16 protein-coding genes, 2 tRNA genes, 1 other RNA gene and 2 pseudogenes are annotated in these 17,687 nt (G+C 41.1%); 14 read left to right on the top strand and 7 right to left on the bottom strand.

Going from position 1 to position 17,687, the window contains the following annotated elements:
* Positions 1 to 177 precede the first annotated feature (177 nt).
* Positions 178 to 1,209: an outer membrane protein assembly factor BamD gene (locus tag FTT87_RS08995; protein ID WP_180042378.1), complete on the bottom strand. Its 1,032-nt coding sequence runs from the start codon at positions 1,207 to 1,209 to the stop codon at positions 178 to 180.
* Between the two features lie 71 nt (positions 1,210 to 1,280).
* Here FTT87_RS08995 and rluD point away from each other — a divergent pair, with 71 nt between their 5' ends.
* The 3 genes from rluD to FTT87_RS09010 are packed head-to-tail and all read left to right on the top strand — an operon-like array spanning position 1,281 to position 3,719.
* Positions 1,281 to 2,333: a 23S rRNA pseudouridine(1911/1915/1917) synthase RluD gene (gene rluD / locus FTT87_RS09000; RefSeq protein WP_180042376.1), complete on the top strand. Its 1,053-nt coding sequence runs from the start codon at positions 1,281 to 1,283 to the stop codon at positions 2,331 to 2,333.
* Positions 2,334 to 2,384: 51 nt separating this feature from the next.
* Positions 2,385 to 3,125 (top strand): peptidoglycan editing factor PgeF, encoded by a 741-nt coding sequence (pgeF, locus tag FTT87_RS09005; protein WP_180042374.1) that lies wholly within the window; start codon positions 2,385 to 2,387, stop codon positions 3,123 to 3,125.
* A gap of 42 nt (positions 3,126 to 3,167) precedes the next feature.
* Positions 3,168 to 3,719: a flavodoxin family protein gene (locus FTT87_RS09010; protein ID WP_166170375.1), complete on the top strand. Its 552-nt coding sequence runs from the start codon at positions 3,168 to 3,170 to the stop codon at positions 3,717 to 3,719.
* Positions 3,720 to 3,780: 61 nt separating this feature from the next.
* Here FTT87_RS09010 and smpB read toward each other — a convergent pair whose 3' ends face one another.
* On the bottom strand, positions 3,781 to 4,257 hold the full coding sequence (smpB, locus tag FTT87_RS09015; protein ID WP_086196831.1) for an SsrA-binding protein SmpB: 477 nt from the start codon (positions 4,255 to 4,257) through the stop codon (positions 3,781 to 3,783).
* A 140-nt stretch (positions 4,258 to 4,397) separates the two neighbouring features.
* Between smpB and coaD the strand changes: the two genes are divergently transcribed.
* From coaD to FTT87_RS09035, 4 genes are all read left to right on the top strand, one after another.
* Entirely contained in the window at positions 4,398 to 4,889 is a 492-nt protein-coding gene (gene coaD / locus FTT87_RS09020; RefSeq protein ID WP_086196830.1) for a pantetheine-phosphate adenylyltransferase, read from the top strand.
* A gap of 1 nt (position 4,890) precedes the next feature.
* Positions 4,891 to 5,154: a YfhL family 4Fe-4S dicluster ferredoxin gene (locus tag FTT87_RS09025; RefSeq protein ID WP_180042373.1), complete on the top strand. Its 264-nt coding sequence runs from the start codon at positions 4,891 to 4,893 to the stop codon at positions 5,152 to 5,154.
* 26 nt (positions 5,155 to 5,180) lie between these two features.
* Positions 5,181 to 5,564, top strand: an RNA gene (rnpB, locus tag FTT87_RS09030) — RNase P RNA component class A.
* A gap of 72 nt (positions 5,565 to 5,636) precedes the next feature.
* Positions 5,637 to 5,713, top strand: a tRNA-Met gene (locus FTT87_RS09035).
* 98 nt (positions 5,714 to 5,811) lie between these two features.
* On the opposite strand, the gene FTT87_RS09040 is transcribed toward FTT87_RS09035, so the two are convergent.
* Positions 5,812 to 6,075: a hypothetical protein gene (locus FTT87_RS09040; RefSeq protein WP_257221636.1), complete on the bottom strand. Its 264-nt coding sequence runs from the start codon at positions 6,073 to 6,075 to the stop codon at positions 5,812 to 5,814.
* Positions 6,076 to 6,361: 286 nt separating this feature from the next.
* Between FTT87_RS09040 and FTT87_RS09045 the strand changes: the two genes are divergently transcribed.
* Positions 6,362 to 6,438, top strand: a tRNA-Met gene (locus FTT87_RS09045).
* 129 nt (positions 6,439 to 6,567) lie between these two features.
* On the opposite strand, the gene FTT87_RS09050 is transcribed toward FTT87_RS09045, so the two are convergent.
* From FTT87_RS09050 to FTT87_RS16000, 3 genes are all read right to left on the bottom strand, one after another.
* Positions 6,568 to 7,593, bottom strand: coding sequence for a hypothetical protein (locus tag FTT87_RS09050; RefSeq protein ID WP_368856196.1), 1,026 nt, complete (start codon positions 7,591 to 7,593; stop codon positions 6,568 to 6,570).
* A complete protein-coding gene (locus tag FTT87_RS09055) occupies positions 7,586 to 9,211 on the bottom strand; it encodes an NAD+ synthase (RefSeq protein ID WP_131274075.1) in 1,626 nt (541 codons plus the stop codon). The genes FTT87_RS09050 and FTT87_RS09055 overlap by 8 nt, the downstream gene beginning before the upstream one ends.
* A gap of 657 nt (positions 9,212 to 9,868) precedes the next feature.
* Entirely contained in the window at positions 9,869 to 10,387 is a 519-nt protein-coding gene (locus FTT87_RS16000; protein WP_373423508.1) for a hypothetical protein, read from the bottom strand.
* A 417-nt stretch (positions 10,388 to 10,804) separates the two neighbouring features.
* Here FTT87_RS16000 and FTT87_RS09060 point away from each other — a divergent pair.
* Positions 10,805 to 11,447, top strand: a pseudogene (locus FTT87_RS09060) (transposase); the annotation flags it as partial.
* Positions 11,448 to 11,558: 111 nt separating this feature from the next.
* Here the strand turns inward: FTT87_RS09060 and gltA are convergent.
* Positions 11,559 to 12,836, bottom strand: a complete 1,278-nt coding sequence (gltA, locus tag FTT87_RS09065; protein WP_086196825.1) for a citrate synthase — start codon at positions 12,834 to 12,836, stop codon at positions 11,559 to 11,561.
* Positions 12,837 to 13,849: 1,013 nt separating this feature from the next.
* Here gltA and sdhC point away from each other — a divergent pair.
* The 5 genes and pseudogenes from sdhC to FTT87_RS09090 form a co-directional block, all read left to right on the top strand.
* Positions 13,850 to 14,248: a succinate dehydrogenase, cytochrome b556 subunit gene (gene sdhC, locus FTT87_RS09070; RefSeq protein ID WP_131273317.1), complete on the top strand. Its 399-nt coding sequence runs from the start codon at positions 13,850 to 13,852 to the stop codon at positions 14,246 to 14,248.
* Complete coding sequence (gene sdhD / locus FTT87_RS09075) at positions 14,248 to 14,613, top strand: succinate dehydrogenase, hydrophobic membrane anchor protein (protein ID WP_180042367.1); 366 nt, start codon at positions 14,248 to 14,250, stop codon at positions 14,611 to 14,613. The genes sdhC and sdhD overlap by 1 nt, the downstream gene beginning before the upstream one ends.
* A gap of 12 nt (positions 14,614 to 14,625) precedes the next feature.
* Positions 14,626 to 16,524 (top strand): FAD-binding protein, encoded by a 1,899-nt coding sequence (locus tag FTT87_RS09080; protein ID WP_086196823.1) that lies wholly within the window; start codon positions 14,626 to 14,628, stop codon positions 16,522 to 16,524.
* Between the two features lie 14 nt (positions 16,525 to 16,538).
* A complete protein-coding gene (locus FTT87_RS09085) occupies positions 16,539 to 17,249 on the top strand; it encodes a succinate dehydrogenase iron-sulfur subunit (RefSeq protein WP_086196822.1) in 711 nt (236 codons plus the stop codon).
* A gap of 194 nt (positions 17,250 to 17,443) precedes the next feature.
* A pseudogene (locus tag FTT87_RS09090) lies at positions 17,444 to 17,687 on the top strand (IS701 family transposase); the annotation flags it as partial.

Raw genomic sequence — 17,687 nt, forward strand, 5'->3', positions numbered from 1 at the left:
ATTTATCTAAATGGCTGACAAATAAGCTGTCAGAATTTCCGCATATTAAAATTGCGGCATCGGTTAAAAGTTAATTTGTATACCTTTTGCGCAAAATGATCAATATGATGCATTGAAATGACAAAAGGGCAAGTATGATAACTTGCCCTTCATAAAAATGCGACCGATAAGCCAAGCTTATTCTGATGCTGGTGCCTCGGTTGGTGTTTCTTGTTGAGGCTGTTGCTCTGGTGCGGCAGGAATGCTGCTTTCAGTTTTAGGACGGTCTAGCAAGCCAAAACTGATGCGATTAGTGAAACTGCGTTTTTCACTCTGCGCTGCATTTTGTTGTTGCTCTGCTTCGGTCGAGCTTTGCGCTTCGCGGCCAAAAATACCTAAAGTGGTGCGGTTAAACCAGCTGCCTTCACCATGTGCAGCACGCATATTCACGCTACCATCAGCTTTGACCAGATGCGGATAATTCAGCTTTAACACTTCAATGTACTGCTGTGAAGTCTGCTGATCGCCCAATTTGTCATATCCATAGGCCATGGTTGCTAAAGCTTCAGGAATTTGTGGGGTTTGTGGATAGTGTTCAACCACCCATTGTGAACGTTCAACGGCAGCAAGCCATGCTTTACGCTTAATATTAAAGCGCGCTGCGTTCATTTCACTTTCAGCCAGCTCCGTGCCAATGAACTTCATACGCTGTGCCGCATCGACAGCATAAGTACTTGATGGGAAGCGACGGATGAAATCAACAAAGTTCTGATAAGCCACTTTTAAATAGCTGACATCACGGTGTGACTGTTTTAATGAGGTATAACGCAATAGGCCATCATAGTTTTGTTCCATGTTCGCGACACCACGAACATAGTAGGCATAGTCCACATTGGGATGTTGCGGGTTTAAACGGATAAAACGCTCAGCCAGGGCAACTGCGCCTTCATAATCTTTTTGTTGAAATTTAACGTATAACAATTCCAGCTGTGCCTGTTGGGCATAGTCACCTGTTGGATAATAGGTATCGATTGCTTCAAGATGTTTGGCCGCATCGGTATATTGACCACGTTCAAGGGCTTTTTCAGCTTTTTGAATATAAACTTGTTCGCTAGATTGTGGTCCTGTGTCTACCACTTCTTTCTTTGGATTACTGCTACAGCCCACTATTGCCGACGCAACGCCTAAAGATAAAGCAAGCATTGTCATTTTATAACGTGGTAACGACATAAAAATTCCTCTGTTAATACGGGCAATGAGCTACAATTGCACTATTAAACCACTTTTGTCTGAATGAGCAAATGAGTCAAGCACAATCTTCTAATTCTAATGTCCCTGAAACTGATTTCAATTTACTTGAAGATTCTGAGGATGCAGATAACCATACTTCAGACTCAACTGCAACACGTTTATCGTTGCAATTTCAATTGGATGAAAGTTATTTAGGGCAACGTATCGATCAGGTTGCAGCGCTAGTCTGGAGCGATTTTTCTCGTGAAAAATTGAAGCAGTGGCTGAAAGATGGCCATTTGTTGGTAAATGGTAACACTGTCAAACCTAAGTATAAATGTGAAGGCAATGAGCTGCTCACGCTGGATGTAGAGCTGGAAGTTCAAACCAAAAGCCTGCCGGAAAATATTCCCCTCAATGTGGTGTATGAAGATGACGATATTATTGTCATTAACAAACCGGTTGGTATGGTTGTTCATCCAGGTGCGGGAAATACCAGCGGTACACTGGTGAACGCCTTGCTTTATCATTATCCAAAATCTGCTGAACTGGCTCGTGCCGGTCTGGTACACCGTATTGATAAAGACACCAGCGGTTTGCTGGTGGTAGCGAAAAATCTTGAAGCCCAGTTTTCTTTAAGCAAGCAATTGGCGAAGAAATCGGTATATCGTCTCTATGATTTGGTGGTGTACGGTAACATTATTGCCGGTGGTACGATTGATGAGCCAATTAAGCGCCATCCGGTCGATCGAGTAAAAATGGCCGTGTTGCCGGGTGGTCGAGATGCAGTGACCCATTACAACGTGAAAGAACGCTTTCAGCATTTCACTCGTGTGCAGGCACGTCTGGAAACCGGCCGTACCCATCAGATTCGTGTGCATTTTAGTTATCTGGGCTTTGGTCTGGTCGGTGATTCGGTGTATATGAGCCGTGTCCGTGTACCGGCAGGTGCTTCAGAATTACTGGCCGATACTTTACGCGGCTTTAAACGTCAGGCCTTGCATGCAACCAAACTCGGACTGATTCATCCGCGTAGTGGTGAAGAAATGATGTTTGAGGCACCATGGGCAGATGACTTTGCGCAATTGATTGATGTATTGCGCAGTGAAAATAAAGCCTATTAAGTGGTTTTATGGCTGGGTATGAATCATAAGGAAAAGCACAAGGAAATAGACATGCAATTTGTTCAAGGGCTTCCGGAAGGTGTATGTGTTGGGCAGACGCGAGTGCATCATGAAAAAAATCAGCCTTCAGCTCAACCTGAACTTGCAGGATTTAACCTGGCCTTGCATGTGGGTGATGATGCAAAGCGTGTACAGCAGCACCGTATGGCTTTACTGGCGGAGTTTGCTGAATTCGGGGTCGATAAAGTGACCTGGATGACGCAAACCCATAGCACCATTTGTCATACCATCAATGAAGAAATCCCTTTTCAGGCCCTGGAAGGGGATGGAGTGGTGACCCAGCGTAAAGCACATGCCTTAATGATGATGACTGCGGATTGTTTACCTGTCGTGCTCGGCAATGCAGATGGAACGGAGATAGCGAATTTGCATGCCGGCTGGCGAGGCTTGGCCCATGGTATTGTGGAAAATACCATTGCTGCCATGCAAACCCAGCCAACTTGGGCATGGTTGGGCGCTGCGATTAGTCAGCCCTGTTTTGAAATTGGAGCAGAAGTCAAACAGGCTTTCTGCTCTAAATACCCTGAACTGGAAGCTGCTTTTAAAGCGGGTGAAAAAGCAGATAAGTTTTATGCTGACTTATATGCCATTGCGCGATTTATTTTAAAGCAACATGGGGTTGAAATTGTGCTGGGCGGTGACCAATGTTCCTACACACAGGCAGAAGAATATTTTTCCTATCGCCGTGCAGCTAAAACCGGTCGTATGGCAACATTCGTGTTTATGATTTGAAACTGTTAAACTTGTTGATTAAAACTTACTGCTTTTATTGATATGCTTTTATCCACGAAATCTCTTGCTATCGTTTATCACAGCCCCTATGGACATACTGCAAAGGTCGCTTCTTTCATTGCTCAAGGGGCCAAGCAAACCGGTATTCAGGTACATTGCATGAATATCGAGCATGTGGATTGGGATGTTTTGGATCAGGCTGATGCCATTATATTCGGTTGTCCGACCTATATGGGTAGTATTACTTCAGCCTTGAAGCTATTTATGGAGCAGTCATCCAAACGCTGGCTGGCACGGACCTGGCAAGGCAAAATTGCAGCGGGTTTTACCAATGGCGGCGGATTGAGTGGTGATAAACTGGCAGTATTGCAGCAAATCAATCTGTTTGCCATGCAGCACGGCATGCTGTGGGCAGGTTTGCCGCTGATGCCGACTGGGCGTGGTTCGCAGGACCTGAACCGGATGTCGGGCTTTTTGGGATTGATGACCCAATCGGATAATGCCCCGGTAGAGGTGACACCACCGCAAGGTGACCTAGATACGGCTATCTGGTTTGGTGAATATCTGGCATTGTTAGCAAACAGATTCAAATAAGTTTAGATTTTTACCTGAATTAAAAAACCTCCAGCTGGAGGTTTTTTAATTCAGGTAAAAATTATTTGTGGAAAATCCGGGCCTTGTCACGCTGCCAGTCCCGGTCTTTTTCAGTCGCACGTTTATCGTGTAACTGTTTCCCTTTAACCAGGGCAATTTCCAGTTTGGCTAATGGACCTTTCCAGTAGCAGGCCAAAGGTACACAGGCATAACCTTTCTGATTCACTGCACCCAAAAGTTTTTCAATTTCGCGGCGTGAAAGCAGCAATTTGCGTGTGCGGGTGGCTTCAGGCACCACATGCGTTGAAGCAGATAACAGGGGCTGGATTTGTGCACCAAATAAAAACGCTTCATTGTTCTTGAACAGAATATAACTTTCGGTAATGGTCATCCGCCCGGCACGCAAGGACTTGACTTCCCAGCCTTGTAAAGACAACCCGGCTTCGAATTTATCTTCAATAAAATAATCATGGCGAGCACGCTTGTTCTGCGCAATAGTGCCACCAGTATTTTTTTTAACTACGATTGATTTCGACATAATACGCATATTCCAAGATTAGTTCTATTTTGCCTCAAACTCGCTCTGAGGTGAAGTTTTTTCAAAAGTAAGGAGATTGTTCACTAAAAAAAGAAGTTTTTGTTAAAATAGGGCTCTACTAAAAACTAGAGTAAAAATGGATGACTAAATCTCGCGTCATTTATCCAGGCACTTTCGATCCAATTACCAATGGACATATCGATTTGGTGTCACGTGCAGCGAAAATGTTTGATGAAGTTGTGGTTGCTATTGCCATTGGTCATCACAAAAATCCAGTCTTTAGTTTGGAAGAGCGAGTGGAACTAGCAAAAAAATCGCTCAGTCATTTGCCTAATGTAGAATTTGTCGGCTTTGATGGTCTGTTGGTCAATTTTTTCCGTGAACAGAAAGCAACAGCTGTGCTGCGTGGATTACGCGCCGTATCTGACTTTGAGTACGAATTTCAACTGGCCAACATGAACCGCCGCCTGGATGCAAGTTTTGAGGCGGTATTTCTAACCCCTTCAGAGCAATATTCTTTTATTTCATCTACTTTAGTACGTGAAATAGCACGCTTAAATGGTGATGTCGCGCAGTTTGTACCGCAAGCTGTGGTAGAAGCCTTTAAGCGGAAACAACAGCAAGGTTGGTAACGTGTCTTTATATATTACCGATGAATGCATCAATTGTGATGTCTGTGAGCCGGTGTGCCCGAATGAGGCGATATTCATGGGTGAGGTCATTTATGAAATTCACCCGGACTTATGTACTGAATGTGTCGGGCATTTTGATCAGCCACAATGTCAATTGTTCTGTCCGGTCGACTGTATTCCGCATGATCCCCAGCATGTGGAATCACAAGATGACCTGATGGAAAAATATAAAAAGCTGATTGAGCAAAAAAGCACCAGCAATTAGTGCTGAAATTTGTTAGCATACGCCCCGAAGTGAGCCAGACGATCGCTGCTGTGGAGATCTCCGTGATTGAAGCAGGGGAGGAAAGTCCGGGCTTCGTAGGGCAGGGTGCCAGGTAACGCCTGGGCGGTGAAAGCCGACGGCAAGTGCAGCAGAGAGTAGACCGCCATCTTTGCAATTTCCCTTCGGGGAGACCAAGAGAGATGGTAAGGGTGAAAGGGTGCGGTAAGAGCGCACCGCGTGTCTGGTAACAGTTCACGGCAAGGTAAACCCCACCAGAAGCAAGACCAAATAGGAATCCTTCAGGCACGGCCCGTGCTGGATTCGGGTAGGTCGCTTGAGCGTACGAGTGATTGTACGCCTAGAGGAATGATCGTTCACGACAGAACCCGGCTTATCGGCTCACTTCACCAATTTTTTTACAATTATTGCGTGATATTTCTTGACATGAAGTGCCCTGAAATAGATAATACGCGCACAGTTTTGGCTATGTAGCTCAGTTGGTTAGAGCACCGCACTCATAATGCGGGGGTCACAGGTTCAAGTCCCGTCATAGCCACCATTTTCATAGACCACGCTTATAAAAGCGTGGTCTTTTTTTATGTCTAAAATTTATCTTAAAAAATCATTATTTACATTGAATTGCACTGGCATCGAGTTTTACTTTAGGAAATTTTTGCTTATATTTTCCAGAATTTTTGGCTTTTTATCTTTTCCAAACACGATCTGTTGCAATTGATCGATTTTATTTTTAGTAAGATGAAACTGTGCATAGAGCAAAGCAATCTGGTTTTGCGTAGCAACTGCTAATTTCTGATCTTGCGGAATCTGCTCAATACGATAGAGCTTTTGCTGTGCTTGACTGCGTTGTACTGGGGGCTGTGCTTTTGCTACATGGTCAAAAGTTGTTGATTGTTGATCCATCACCAATCCATACAGACTCCATTGTAATCGACGAATATGGGTGAAACTAACTGGCAGAGGAGCCACTAATTAGGGGAATTAAGCTGATGGCGATGAATTTGAGATGCATTTTATTTCAATATTTCAGTGCTTTAATTTTAAGGTTTAAGTAGGAAATAGCTGGAATAAATCGCTGTTTTGTTTAAATATTAACTGAAAAAAAATAAAACGCTCAAACTCTGAACACTTGTAAAATAAAGGGCTTGACGCTAGTTGTTGAAATCTAGATAATGCGCACACAGTTTATGGCTATGTAGCTCAGTTGGTTAGAGCACCGCACTCATAATGCGGGGGTCACAGGTTCAAGTCCCGTCATAGCCACCATTTTTATAGACCATGCTCTCAGCATGGTCTCTTTTTTTATGGTTCAAAAAAGTCAGGTCGATTCTCAGAAGCAGAAAAAGGTCTGTTAACCATCCATTAATAAAATGCCAACAGAGCCTGTATAAGAAATTAAAACTTTTCTTGAAGATATTGCTCAATAAATTGATGAGTAGTTTCGCTGGCATAAAAAGGTGAAATCAGCGCCTGAATAATCCCGTCTAGCAATCCTTGTTGCTCTAGGGCTTGAAGAGTGTAGGGCATAAAACGGTGGGCTTCCTGATGTAAGTCTTCTTCATCTAGTCCGACAGATTGCAACAGTTTCTGTAAGCTGTAGTTGGCGAAATAGTCATAAAAGCCAGCCACCACATCCAAAACCACCTGTTGCAGGTATTCTGTTTGTCTTAACTGTCGCCAGGTTTCATAGACCAGAATAAAGAACTCTTCAAAGTCTATGGGCTGGAATTGGGAAAAAGTTTCCCGCAAGGTTCTTTGTTTAATATCTTCCCATAAATGCAGGCTGATATCTGCCAGCTCTTCATTCGGCAGTAAAAACAGGTTGGCAAGTTGTTTAACCAGAGCGTGAGCAAGTTGCTGCTCCAGCTTGAGTTCAATAGCCTGTTGCTGGTCTTGAATAAAACTGAGTATCTTGGAACCTAAACCTTGTTGATGGGTATTGAGCTTGCGTAGATGATCCAGCCAAGGCGTATTACTTTCAAGAATCTGGTTGGCTAACTGTAAACTGACATGTTTGACTTGCGGATTGTGCTGCAAGTTGTCATGGATGTAATGACGTAATTGATCCAGTTCGAGGATTTTATACATCCATAATTCAAATGATTCATCAGACAGTAGCTCATTAATTTGAGTGTGGCTGTTAATAGCAAAATGATGAATTCTCTGTGAAACCACCCCGATGAATTCTAAAATTTCGGCGCCTAAATTCAGTTCAAAGGCATATTTTTGAACGACATCTTGTAGCGCTTCAAGTTGAATAATCTGTTTTAAAAGAATCTGATCTGAAGAGGTATAAATATGATGAACAAATTTTTCGATATAGGGATTATGTTGTTCTGCTAATAATTGTTTTTTAATAAAGCGGGTTTGCTCAAGCATAAGCGCTTGAGCAAACTGTTGGGCCAAGTCCTGCTTAGACACCTGGTGCCCATCCATTCATGATTGGATAACGACGTTCACGGGTAAAGGCACGTGAACTGATACGCGGGCCAATCGCGCCTTGACGGCGTTTATATTCATTGCGATCTACCAGACGAATGACTTTTTCAACCACTGCTTTATCAAAGCCTTTGGCGATAATGTCATCCTGACTCATATCTTCTTCAATATAAGCATACAGAATCGCATCCAGTACTTCATAGGCAGGTAAAGAGTCCTGGTCTTTCTGATCTGGACGCAGTTCTGCAGAAGGTGGGCGGGTAATGACACGCTCTGGAATGACCGGAGTTTCTGAAATGCTGTTACGGTATTTCGCCAGTTCAAACACAATGGTTTTATACACGTCTTTCAGCACGGCATAACCGCCAACCATATCGCCATACAGGGTGCAGTAACCTACAGAAAGTTCAGACTTGTTGCCGGTAGATAAAACCAGATTACCGAACTTGTTCGACAAGCCCATCAGTAAGGTACCGCGAGCACGGGCTTGCAGGTTTTCTTCAGTGGCATCTGCAGGACTGTTGCCGAAGAATGGATACAGGGTTTGCATGAAGCTGTTCACGATTGGATTGATTTCAGCAATACCAAAAGTTACACCCATGGTTTTGGCTTGTGCGGCCGCATCTTCTACACTGATTTGCGCGGTGTAGGTATAAGGCATCATCACTGCCTGGACTTTATCTGCACCAATGGCATCAACTGCGATTGCCAGTGTTAACGCCGAGTCAATGCCACCCGATAAGCCCAGAATTACGCCAGGAAAACCAGAGCGTTGAACATAATCGCGAGTCGCTAAAACCAGACCTTGATAGATTTCAGCCAAGGTATCTAAAGCAGGAATCACTGTTCCGACTTTATAGGCTTTTTGTTCCGCTTCATATTCGGCGTAATAAAGATCTTCTTTAAAGCTTGCTGCCTGTACAGCAATGCCGCCATCTTTATTGATCACAAAACTGGTGCCATCAAAAATCAGGTCATCTTGACCACCGATCTGGTTGGTATACACCAGATTAATATTCAACTGTTTCGCCAGTTCACTCATGGTGGTGACACGATGTTGCGGTTTGCCCACTTCATAAGGTGAAGCATTTAACACCAAAGCAGTTTCAACATTCAGTTGTGATAATTGATGAACGGTATTAAGTGACCAGATATCTTCACAAATCAGCACGCCAAATTTATGACCTAAATATTCAAAAACAAGGTGTTGATGGCCTTCGCTGAAATAACGCTTTTCATCAAATACACTATAATTTGGCAAGTTCTGTTTATTGTAAACGCCCAACACTTGTCCATCTTTCATTACGGCTGCAGCGTTATAACGCTGACCATCTTCGGTTTGATTGACAAAACCAAAGACCATCACAATATCTTTGACTTGGCTGAGCTGCTCAAATGCTTTCTGTGTGCGTTTTGCCAAGCTAGGACGGAGTAATAAATCTTCAGCAGGGTAGCCTACAGTGGAAAGCTCCGGGAAGAGAATTAAATCAGCTTTTTGTTTTTTGGCTTCATTTATCTGTTCAAGCATCTTTTGAGTGTTTGCTTCGATATTGCCAATATGCGGAGAGAATTGTGCAAGGGCAATTTTAAAACTTTTCATTCCAACTTAATCCTATTACCTATAGGGATGTATACACAGACTTAGATTTATTATGATTATGCGTTCAATGCTGTGTACGTGACGACAAATAAAATAGAAGTATTAATCAATAATTAGCAATTTGATACTATATACGAATTGCATCGTTTATAGAGAAAAAAACAAAAAAAAATCTGAATTTAGACAAAAAAATACAGCAGGGATGCGAAAATAGACATATTGCAAATGGATTGTGGTGATTGGATGAGATAACCTGCTAGATGCAATTTCTATTAAATTTTTTAAATCAAATGTTTGAGGTGGAATTCTACATTTTGTCTACGCGTGCACAAGCACTTGCCAGGTTACGGTTTGAGAGGCAGTTGTAGTTAAAAGTTATACACACTGTTGTCTAAACATTAGTTGCCAAAAAGTATGCCATTCACTTCAAGCCTACTTATGAATCGCTACCCGTTTCATAAACAGCTTTAAGTTTGCTCACCTGGAAAATTCACCAGATTCTGTTCAGCAGAATGATCTCGACAATACTGAAAAGAGGGACTTGAACGATGAAATCGAACTATTAAAAAATTAAAAAAGATGATCGGATGGAAAATTATGAGGCATTATTGAAATTTATTCATTCCAAGAATTAAGTTAAAATTGAGCCTGCAAGAATTACTGTATGAGGTGTTGATTATTTAAAATAATGTTGGGGATATTTTTAAAGAATATGTCCCGGGCAATCTCTCCTTGTTGTTCAATGTTGTATGTATGAAACGGTTTGCCCGCAATAAAGTGGTATTTATAAGGATTATATTTTTTAAAACTCAAAAAATATCTGGACTGCAGTATAGCGCCGTGTAGCAGAACATTGATATTAGACTGATATTGATAAATGTGGGTCATCTCATGTATGAACAGACCTTGCATTTGTTTAGATCGCCGAGAGAAATCTTCACAAAAATTTTCGTTATTCATGAAAATGTTGCCATTTGGAGCCATGTACATATTTATGGGTTGCCAGGGAAGATATTTGATATTCAATATTTGAACTTCATTGTAATTGATTAAATTACCGAAAACTTGCCGTGCAAGATTTATCTCACCCGTGGTCAACTGCCGAAAACGAAAGTTATGAATATCAAACATTAAATAAAGTTTGAACAATAACCAGAACCTAAATTTTTGGAACATAAAGTTTCATTTTACTGTTTGTAGGGTAAATTCTATTCACAAAGTAAGGCGAGAGTAAATGTCAAGGAAGGGAAATTTGTTCAATTCTTTGATTTGATATTGTAAAGATGCTGAAGAAAATTTGAATTCTTATTACCCGTGATGGATAAGAAGTTAGATACAAGTTTAACAATAGAATTTAAAGATCAATTCAAAATGAATTTACTTAGAAAGTTAAATCTGGAAAAAATCCATTTAGGGATTTTTTCCTTTGATATTTATATAAAAGTATAGCTAAGCCTGAAAATATATTGTTTAACTTAAGAAAATCTGAATCGCGCATAAGAAATAGACTTGAAAAAAAAGGCGGCTAAAAATCATGAGGGAGTTACCACATAACCTACGTCTTCAATGACCATGTTCGATGGCTTTTTTTAGAAATTTGAAGCAAGCTATTGGGAATTTTAAAAATATAGCAACAAGCGTTTGAGAATACTGTCTACTCAATTGCAACTTTCAGAAATCGTGTTCATTGCCATTTGGTATAAGTATTCTTATTTCAATAACTTCAAAGCCTTCTTCTTTTTATTAAGGCAAAATCAAGGTCAACTCTTTCGATATTTACCATGTTACCAGCGGATGGTTCATCTCATCAGAGCTCATTAATTGGCGCTGCATGTTTTACATTTTTTCTGGATGAAAGATTGTTAAAGTCATTATTTATAGATTGATTCAACTACGCTAACTGTATGCAAAAATCAGCGGATTCAACGCATAAATCTCGAGCAGAGATTGCAACCCGCGGCAAAAGCTCAATGGGATGGTTCTTTGATTGTAAGCTGTACTTAATCATGAATCAGTTATGAAATCCACTCGACTCTCTACATCAGGTGAATATCACTTAAAGCAGCCTAATAAAATAGAGAATTTATTTAGCTTGTTAAAAGGAAAAAATCATTTGGTGACGAGTAAAGCGAGAAGCATTGATGGGTATTTATCTGGAGTTTATGCATCGTTATGTGTCTATCAACTCTGTCATAAAAACAAGCCAGTGGTTCGTATTATGCAAACATTGGCTTAAACAGGATTCGGGTTGAGTAAAATTTTATAGCATGGAGTAGAGGCTTGATTGAAAGACGTAAAAAAACCGCCCGGAAGGGGCGGTTTTTTTAAATCATTAATTCTAAAAGAATTAACGACCTTGGATGTCACGTTGAACTTCACCAGTGTAAAGCTGACGTGGACGACCGATTTTGTAAGGGCCGCTGTGCATTTCTAACCAGTGGCTGATCCAGCCCACTGTACGTGCAAGAGCGAAGATTACAGTAAACATTTCAGTCGGAATACCAATCGCTTTAAGGATGATACCTGAATAGAAGTCTACGTTAGGGTATAAGTTACGTTTGATGAAGTATTCATCAGACAATGCAATGCGTTCAAGTTCCATTGCAAGAGCAAGTTGTGGATCGTTGATACCAAGCGCACCAAGAACTTCATCACAAGTTTCTTTCATTACTTTCGCGCGTGGATCGAAGTTTTTATAAACTCGGTGACCGAAGCCCATCAGTTTAACTTCTTTAGTCTTCACTTTTTCCATGAAGCCCGCAACGTTTTCTACAGTGCCGATTTCATCAAGCATCTTAAGAACGGCTTCGTTCGCACCACCGTGAGCAGGACCCCAAAGTGCAGAGATACCCGCAGCGATACATGCGTAAGGGTTAGCACCAGTAGAACCGGCTAAGCGTACTGTAGAAGTAGATGCGTTTTGTTCGTGGTCAGCATGAAGCGTGAAGATACGATCCATTGCTTTAGCAAGAATTGGGTTAACTTTGTAGTCTTTGTCTGCAGGAGTAGCAAACATCATGTACAAGAAGTTTTCAGCGTAGCTCAAGTCATTACGTGGGTAAACGAATGGTTGACCAACTGTATATTTGTAGCTCCAAGCTGCTAGCGTAGGAACTTTAGCAATCAAGCGGATTGCAGTAATTTCACGGTGGTTAACGTCTTCGATGTCCAAGTTGTTGTGATAGAACGCAGAAAGCGCACCAACTACACCAACCATAATTGCCATCGGGTGAGCATCACGACGGAAACCATTGAAGAAACGGCTAACTTGGTCATGAACCATAGTGTGGTTACGAACTTTAGCATCAAATTCTACTTTTTGTTCAGCTGTTGGAAGTTCGCCGTTTAACAATAAGTAGCAAGTTTCTAAATAGTCTGCTTTAGTTGCAAGCTGGTCGATTGGGTAACCGCGGTGTAGAAGAACACCTTTGTTACCATCGATGAATGTGATTTTAGATTCACATGCAGCTGTTGCCATAAAACCAGGATCAAAAGTAAAGTGACCTGCGGCCAACACATCTTTAACGTCGATTACATCTGGGCCCAATGTGCCGCTGTAAATTGGTAATTCAATTTCTTTGCCATCAAGCTGTAAAACGGCTTTTTTGCCAGTTGCTGCAGACATTCAATAGATCTCCTGTCCTGGTGAATGTTTTATCTGACTCGTAGTACTAATCTTTTAATGCGCGAATCAGACGGGTCAAAAATTTGCTATAAGATTAGTGAGTACTGAAATTTTGTCAATTATACTTATGGATAAAGCGACGCCCTCACCGGGGTTGGATCAAAAAAATCCAGTAGCCATGAGGAAAATATCAGTATCGACGCTGTATAATAAGTCAAATGAAAATAAGTTGCAGAAAAAAATATGCATGTTGTGGGAATTGTAGGCAATTTTTAATTCCTAAAAACTCTGATAGGTTTCGAATTTACGTCAAGCCTAATATTTTAAATTATTCTAATTTTCGTAACTTACATCTTTTTATTGTATTTTTTGCTGATTTTTTAGTCATAATTAAAAGCGATAAATGAAAAGTGAAATTAAGTTTGTTTGGTTAAAAAATAGCTGCCAAATATGTGCTGAAATGCCGGTTATTTGTCCAAATTGGATAAAATAAACCATAATTTTGCAGAAAAAATCAGCATGATTTTGCCATATAAGGAAGTTATGCACAGACTAAGTGGTTATTTCATTTCATGAAGTTGGATTGATATAATTATTATAAATACCATATATTTTTTATGGAAATGAAAGTTGTTATAAATGATATAAATACAGCTAGGATTGTTGTAAAATATAATGATTCTTTGTTCATCTTTAGTCTAAATAAATAAATTTAATTCTCAAAGCTAAAAACGATAAATAAAATTTAATTTTATTTAATAAAAACCAAACATATAGCTCTGTTTTCTTAGATGTATTTTGTCTGCTTGCATTGGGGATTTTATGTTAATGATTCTTATTTGATGCTTTTTTATGGAAAAGCTAAATGTGACTGTTTGTATTTTGATAGTTCACGTTTTATAATTCAGTGTCGTTTTAAGTTTAGGTGTTACTGGATAGAGTAATTGCCTAAAAATGCTAGCTTTCCTTCGAATTAATTCCAACAAACTCCGGATGGAGTTTTTACTTACAGGATGCCCGCTGTGAAAAGCAACAGACCTGTCAATTTGTCCATGGGTCAAGTTTTAGAAGTAAACTTAAAATCCCCTGTGGCTATTGCATCAATTCTACACCGTCTCTCTGGTGTCATCGTATTTTTACTTGTACCGGTACTTTTGTGGCTTTTAGACAAATCGTTGTCTTCTGCTGAAGGTTTTGCTGAAGTTCAGGCAATCTTTAGTGGCTTCATTGTGCGCTTTATCGTATGGGTGTTTGTAGCCGGCTTACTTTTCCATTTTATTATGGGTATTAAGCATTTACTTGCTGACCTTGGTTTTGCTGAAGAACTGCAAAGTGGTCGTGTGGCAGCTACTATTTCATTGATCTTGGCTGCGATTTCTATTGTCGCATCATTTGTATGGATTGTTCTCTAATGAAAAGTGCTACAGGTTTAACGGGTTCAGGTTCTCGCGATTGGTATATCCAACGCGTAAGTGCTGTTGTATTAGCTGTTTATACTGTTGTGGTATTGGGTTGGATCCTTCTGAATGGTGGATTTAACTATGAACAATGGTTTGGCTTTATGATGACATTACCAATGAAGATTATGTCTTTATTGGCAGTCTTATCTCTTGTCGCACACGCTTGGATCGGTATGTGGCAGGTATTCACGGATTATGTGACTACTCGTCAAATGGGTCCTTCAGCTTCGGGCTTGCGTTTGGTGCTGACTTCAGCAGTGATTATTGCTGTATTTGCATATGCAATCTGGGCGATCCAGATTTTTTGGGCGAATTGATAGGAAAATATCATGGGCGCGATTAACCCTAAAGAAGATTACACAAATATTCCACACGAAACTTTCGATGCTGTCATCGTTGGTGGTGGTGGTTCAGGTATGCGCGCATCTTACCAGCTTGCTCAAGCGGGTTTGAAAGTTGCGGTACTGACTAAAGTGTTCCCAACACGTTCTCATACTGTAGCGGCACAGGGCGGTATTGGTGCATCTCTTGGTAATATGCAAGAAGATAACTGGCACTACCACTTCTATGACACGGTTAAAGGTTCAGACTGGTTGGGCGACCAAGACGCGATCGAATTTATGACGCGTGAGGCTCCACAAGTTGTTTATGAATTAGAACATCTGGGTATGCCATTCGACCGTAACGCAGACGGTACAATTTACCAACGTCCATTCGGCGGTCACTCTGCAAACTACGGTGAAAAAGCAGTTCCTCGTGCATGTGCTGCTGCCGACCGTACAGGTCACGCACTGCTTCACACGCTTTATCAAAGCAACGTGAAAATGGGTACGCAATTCTTCGTAGAATGGATCGCACTTGACTTGATCCGTAACGAAGCTGGTGACGTACTTGGTGTAACTGCTATTGACCAGGAAACTGGTAAAATTGCAGTATTCCAAGCCAAAGCGACATTATTCGCTACAGGTGGTGCAGGTCGTGTTTACCGTGCATCTACTAACGCATATATCAATACTGGTGACGGTCTTGGTATGGCGGCTCGTGCAGGTATTCCATTACAAGATATGGAATTCTGGCAATTCCACCCAACGGGTGTTGCGGGTGCAGGTGTATTGTTGACTGAAGGTTGTCGTGGTGAAGGTGCAATCCTTCGTAACAAAGACGGCGAACCGTTCATGGAACGTTATGCTCCAACTTTGAAAGACTTGGCGCCACGTGACTTCGTATCACGTTCTATGGACCAGGAAATCAAAGAAGGTCGTGGTTGTGGTCCTAAAGGTGACTACATTCTTCTTGATATGACGCACTTAGGTGCAGATACGATCATGAAACGTCTTCCATCTGTATTCGAGATTGGTAAGAAATTCGCGAACGTTGATATCACTAAAGAGCCGATTCCAGTAGTACCAACAATCCATTATCAAATGGGTGGTATTCCAACGAATATTCATGGTCAGGTTGTGGTTCCTGAATCTCGCGAAACAACTCCGCTTGAAGCACACTACAACAAAGATACTGATGTTTATTCTACAAATGCGGAAGGCCGCGACTTCACTAAGCCAGTGAAAGGTTTCTATGCAATTGGTGAATGTTCATGTGTATCTGTACATGGTGCGAACCGTTTAGGTACAAACTCATTGCTTGACTTGGTTGTATTCGGTAAAGCTGCTGGTCAACATATCATTGATTATGTGACTAAACATCATGGTGATGACTACCAACCGCTTCCTACGACTGTGCTTGAGCAAACTGTTGAACGTATTCGTAAATTGGATGAGTCGACTTCAGGTGAAAATGCTCAAGAAGTTGCTGATGCAATCCGTGACATCGTTCAAGACCACGCTGGTGTATTCCGTACATCTGCACTTCTTGAAGAAGGTGTGAAGCAAATTCTTGCGATTGAGCCACGTGTTCGTAACATTCACTTGAAAGACAAATCTAAAGTATTCAACACTGCACGTATTGAAGCTCTAGAAGTTGAAAACTTGTATGAAGTGGCGAAAGCAACACTGATTTCTGCTGCGGCTCGTAAAGAATGTCGTGGTGCGCATACAGTGGTAGATTTTGAATTGCCGCCAGAACATGCGGACTATCCATACGGTCGTCGTGATGATGAGTGGATGAAGCACACATTATGGTTCTCTGTTGATAACCATCTTGAGTACAAGCCAGTGCGTTACAAACCTTTATCGGTTGATGCAATTCCACCTAAACCACGTACATTCTAATAGGGAGAAGTAAGATGAGTAGAGGTACTCGTACATTTAATATCTACCGCTACGATCCTGATAAGGATAAAGCACCGTACATGCAAACTTTTAAACTTGAATTGACAGACAAGCACCGTATGTTGCTTGATGCTCTTCTTGCTTTGAAAGTGCAGGACGAATCTTTAACGTTCCGTCGTTCATGTCGTGAAGGTATTTGTGGTTCTGATGGTGTAAACATCAATGGTAAAAATGGTTTGGCGTGTCTGTGGAACCTGAATGATTTACCGGAAGTGATTACTGTTCGTCCACTTCCAGGTCTGCCAGTGGTTAAAGACTTGGTTGTAGATATGAATCAGTTCTATGATCAGTACAATAAAATTCATCCGTTCTTGATCAACAACCAGCCTGCGCCACCGAAAGAGCGTTTACAGTCTCCTGAAGAACGTGAACACCTTGATGGTTTATATGAATGTATTCTTTGCGCATGTTGTTCGACTTCATGTCCGTCATTCTGGTGGAACCCTGACAAGTTCTTGGGTCCTTCAGCATTGTTGAATGCTTACCGCTTCATCATTGACTCGCGTGATACTGGAACACAAGAGCGTTTGGCTCGTCTTGACGATCCATTCTCGCTATTCCGTTGTAAAGGTATTATGAACTGTGTATCAGTTTGCCCTAAAGGTCTTAATCCAACTAAAGCTATCGGTCATATCCGTAGTATGTTGTTAGATCAAGCAGGTTAATCTGCTCCAGTTAAAAAAGCACACCTTAGGGTGTGCTTTTTTATGCTTTTAATAGTTGTAAGATAGGTAAGGAATACTAAATGGCTATATGAATAGACAGGAGTAGGGGTGTGAAGTGTTATTAAAAAATATATAATTTAGGACTTACGCATTGACAGATTCAAAAAAGTATTAAAATGCTTTATAAAGTATCTGTGATCAGACGAATTAAACATGCTTCTACAGCAACTTGTACATTACCCATTTATATGGGCTTTCTCATGACAGAACCGAACTCTATTAGCTGTACACAACTTGCCGAGACTTATAACATCTCGCATGATAGTGTAAATCGCTTTCTAGAGCGTGAAGACTACACACCTCACGACCTATATCAAGAAGCAATTCAACATATTGATAATAATATACTTATAGTCAGTATTGATGATACTGTTTTAG

The organism is Acinetobacter sp. YH01022 (genome assembly GCF_013420235.1).
Lineage (GTDB): Bacteria > Pseudomonadota > Gammaproteobacteria > Pseudomonadales > Moraxellaceae > Acinetobacter.

Excerpts from the sequence above, each read along its gene's own strand:
- FTT87_RS09085 (WP_086196822.1), top strand. The coding sequence starts at position 16,539 with ATGAGTAGAGGTACTCGTACATTTAATATCTACCGCTACGATCCTGAT.
- FTT87_RS09040 (WP_257221636.1), bottom strand. The coding sequence starts at position 6,075 with ATGGATCAACAATCAACAACTTTTGACCATGTAGCAAAAGCACAGCCC.
- pgeF (WP_180042374.1), top strand. The coding sequence starts at position 2,385 with ATGCAATTTGTTCAAGGGCTTCCGGAAGGTGTATGTGTTGGGCAGACG.
- smpB (WP_086196831.1), bottom strand. The coding sequence starts at position 4,257 with ATGTCGAAATCAATCGTAGTTAAAAAAAATACTGGTGGCACTATTGCG.
- sdhD (WP_180042367.1), top strand. The coding sequence starts at position 14,248 with ATGAAAAGTGCTACAGGTTTAACGGGTTCAGGTTCTCGCGATTGGTAT.
- FTT87_RS09055 (WP_131274075.1), bottom strand. The coding sequence starts at position 9,211 with ATGAAAAGTTTTAAAATTGCCCTTGCACAATTCTCTCCGCATATTGGC.
- FTT87_RS16000 (WP_373423508.1), bottom strand. The coding sequence starts at position 10,387 with ATGTTCCAAAAATTTAGGTTCTGGTTATTGTTCAAACTTTATTTAATG.
- rluD (WP_180042376.1), top strand. The coding sequence starts at position 1,281 with ATGAGTCAAGCACAATCTTCTAATTCTAATGTCCCTGAAACTGATTTC.
- coaD (WP_086196830.1), top strand. The coding sequence starts at position 4,398 with ATGACTAAATCTCGCGTCATTTATCCAGGCACTTTCGATCCAATTACC.
- sdhC (WP_131273317.1), top strand. The coding sequence starts at position 13,850 with ATGCCCGCTGTGAAAAGCAACAGACCTGTCAATTTGTCCATGGGTCAA.
- FTT87_RS09080 (WP_086196823.1), top strand. The coding sequence starts at position 14,626 with ATGGGCGCGATTAACCCTAAAGAAGATTACACAAATATTCCACACGAA.
- gltA (WP_086196825.1), bottom strand. The coding sequence starts at position 12,836 with ATGTCTGCAGCAACTGGCAAAAAAGCCGTTTTACAGCTTGATGGCAAA.
- FTT87_RS08995 (WP_180042378.1), bottom strand. The coding sequence starts at position 1,209 with ATGTCGTTACCACGTTATAAAATGACAATGCTTGCTTTATCTTTAGGC.
- FTT87_RS09010 (WP_166170375.1), top strand. The coding sequence starts at position 3,168 with ATGCTTTTATCCACGAAATCTCTTGCTATCGTTTATCACAGCCCCTAT.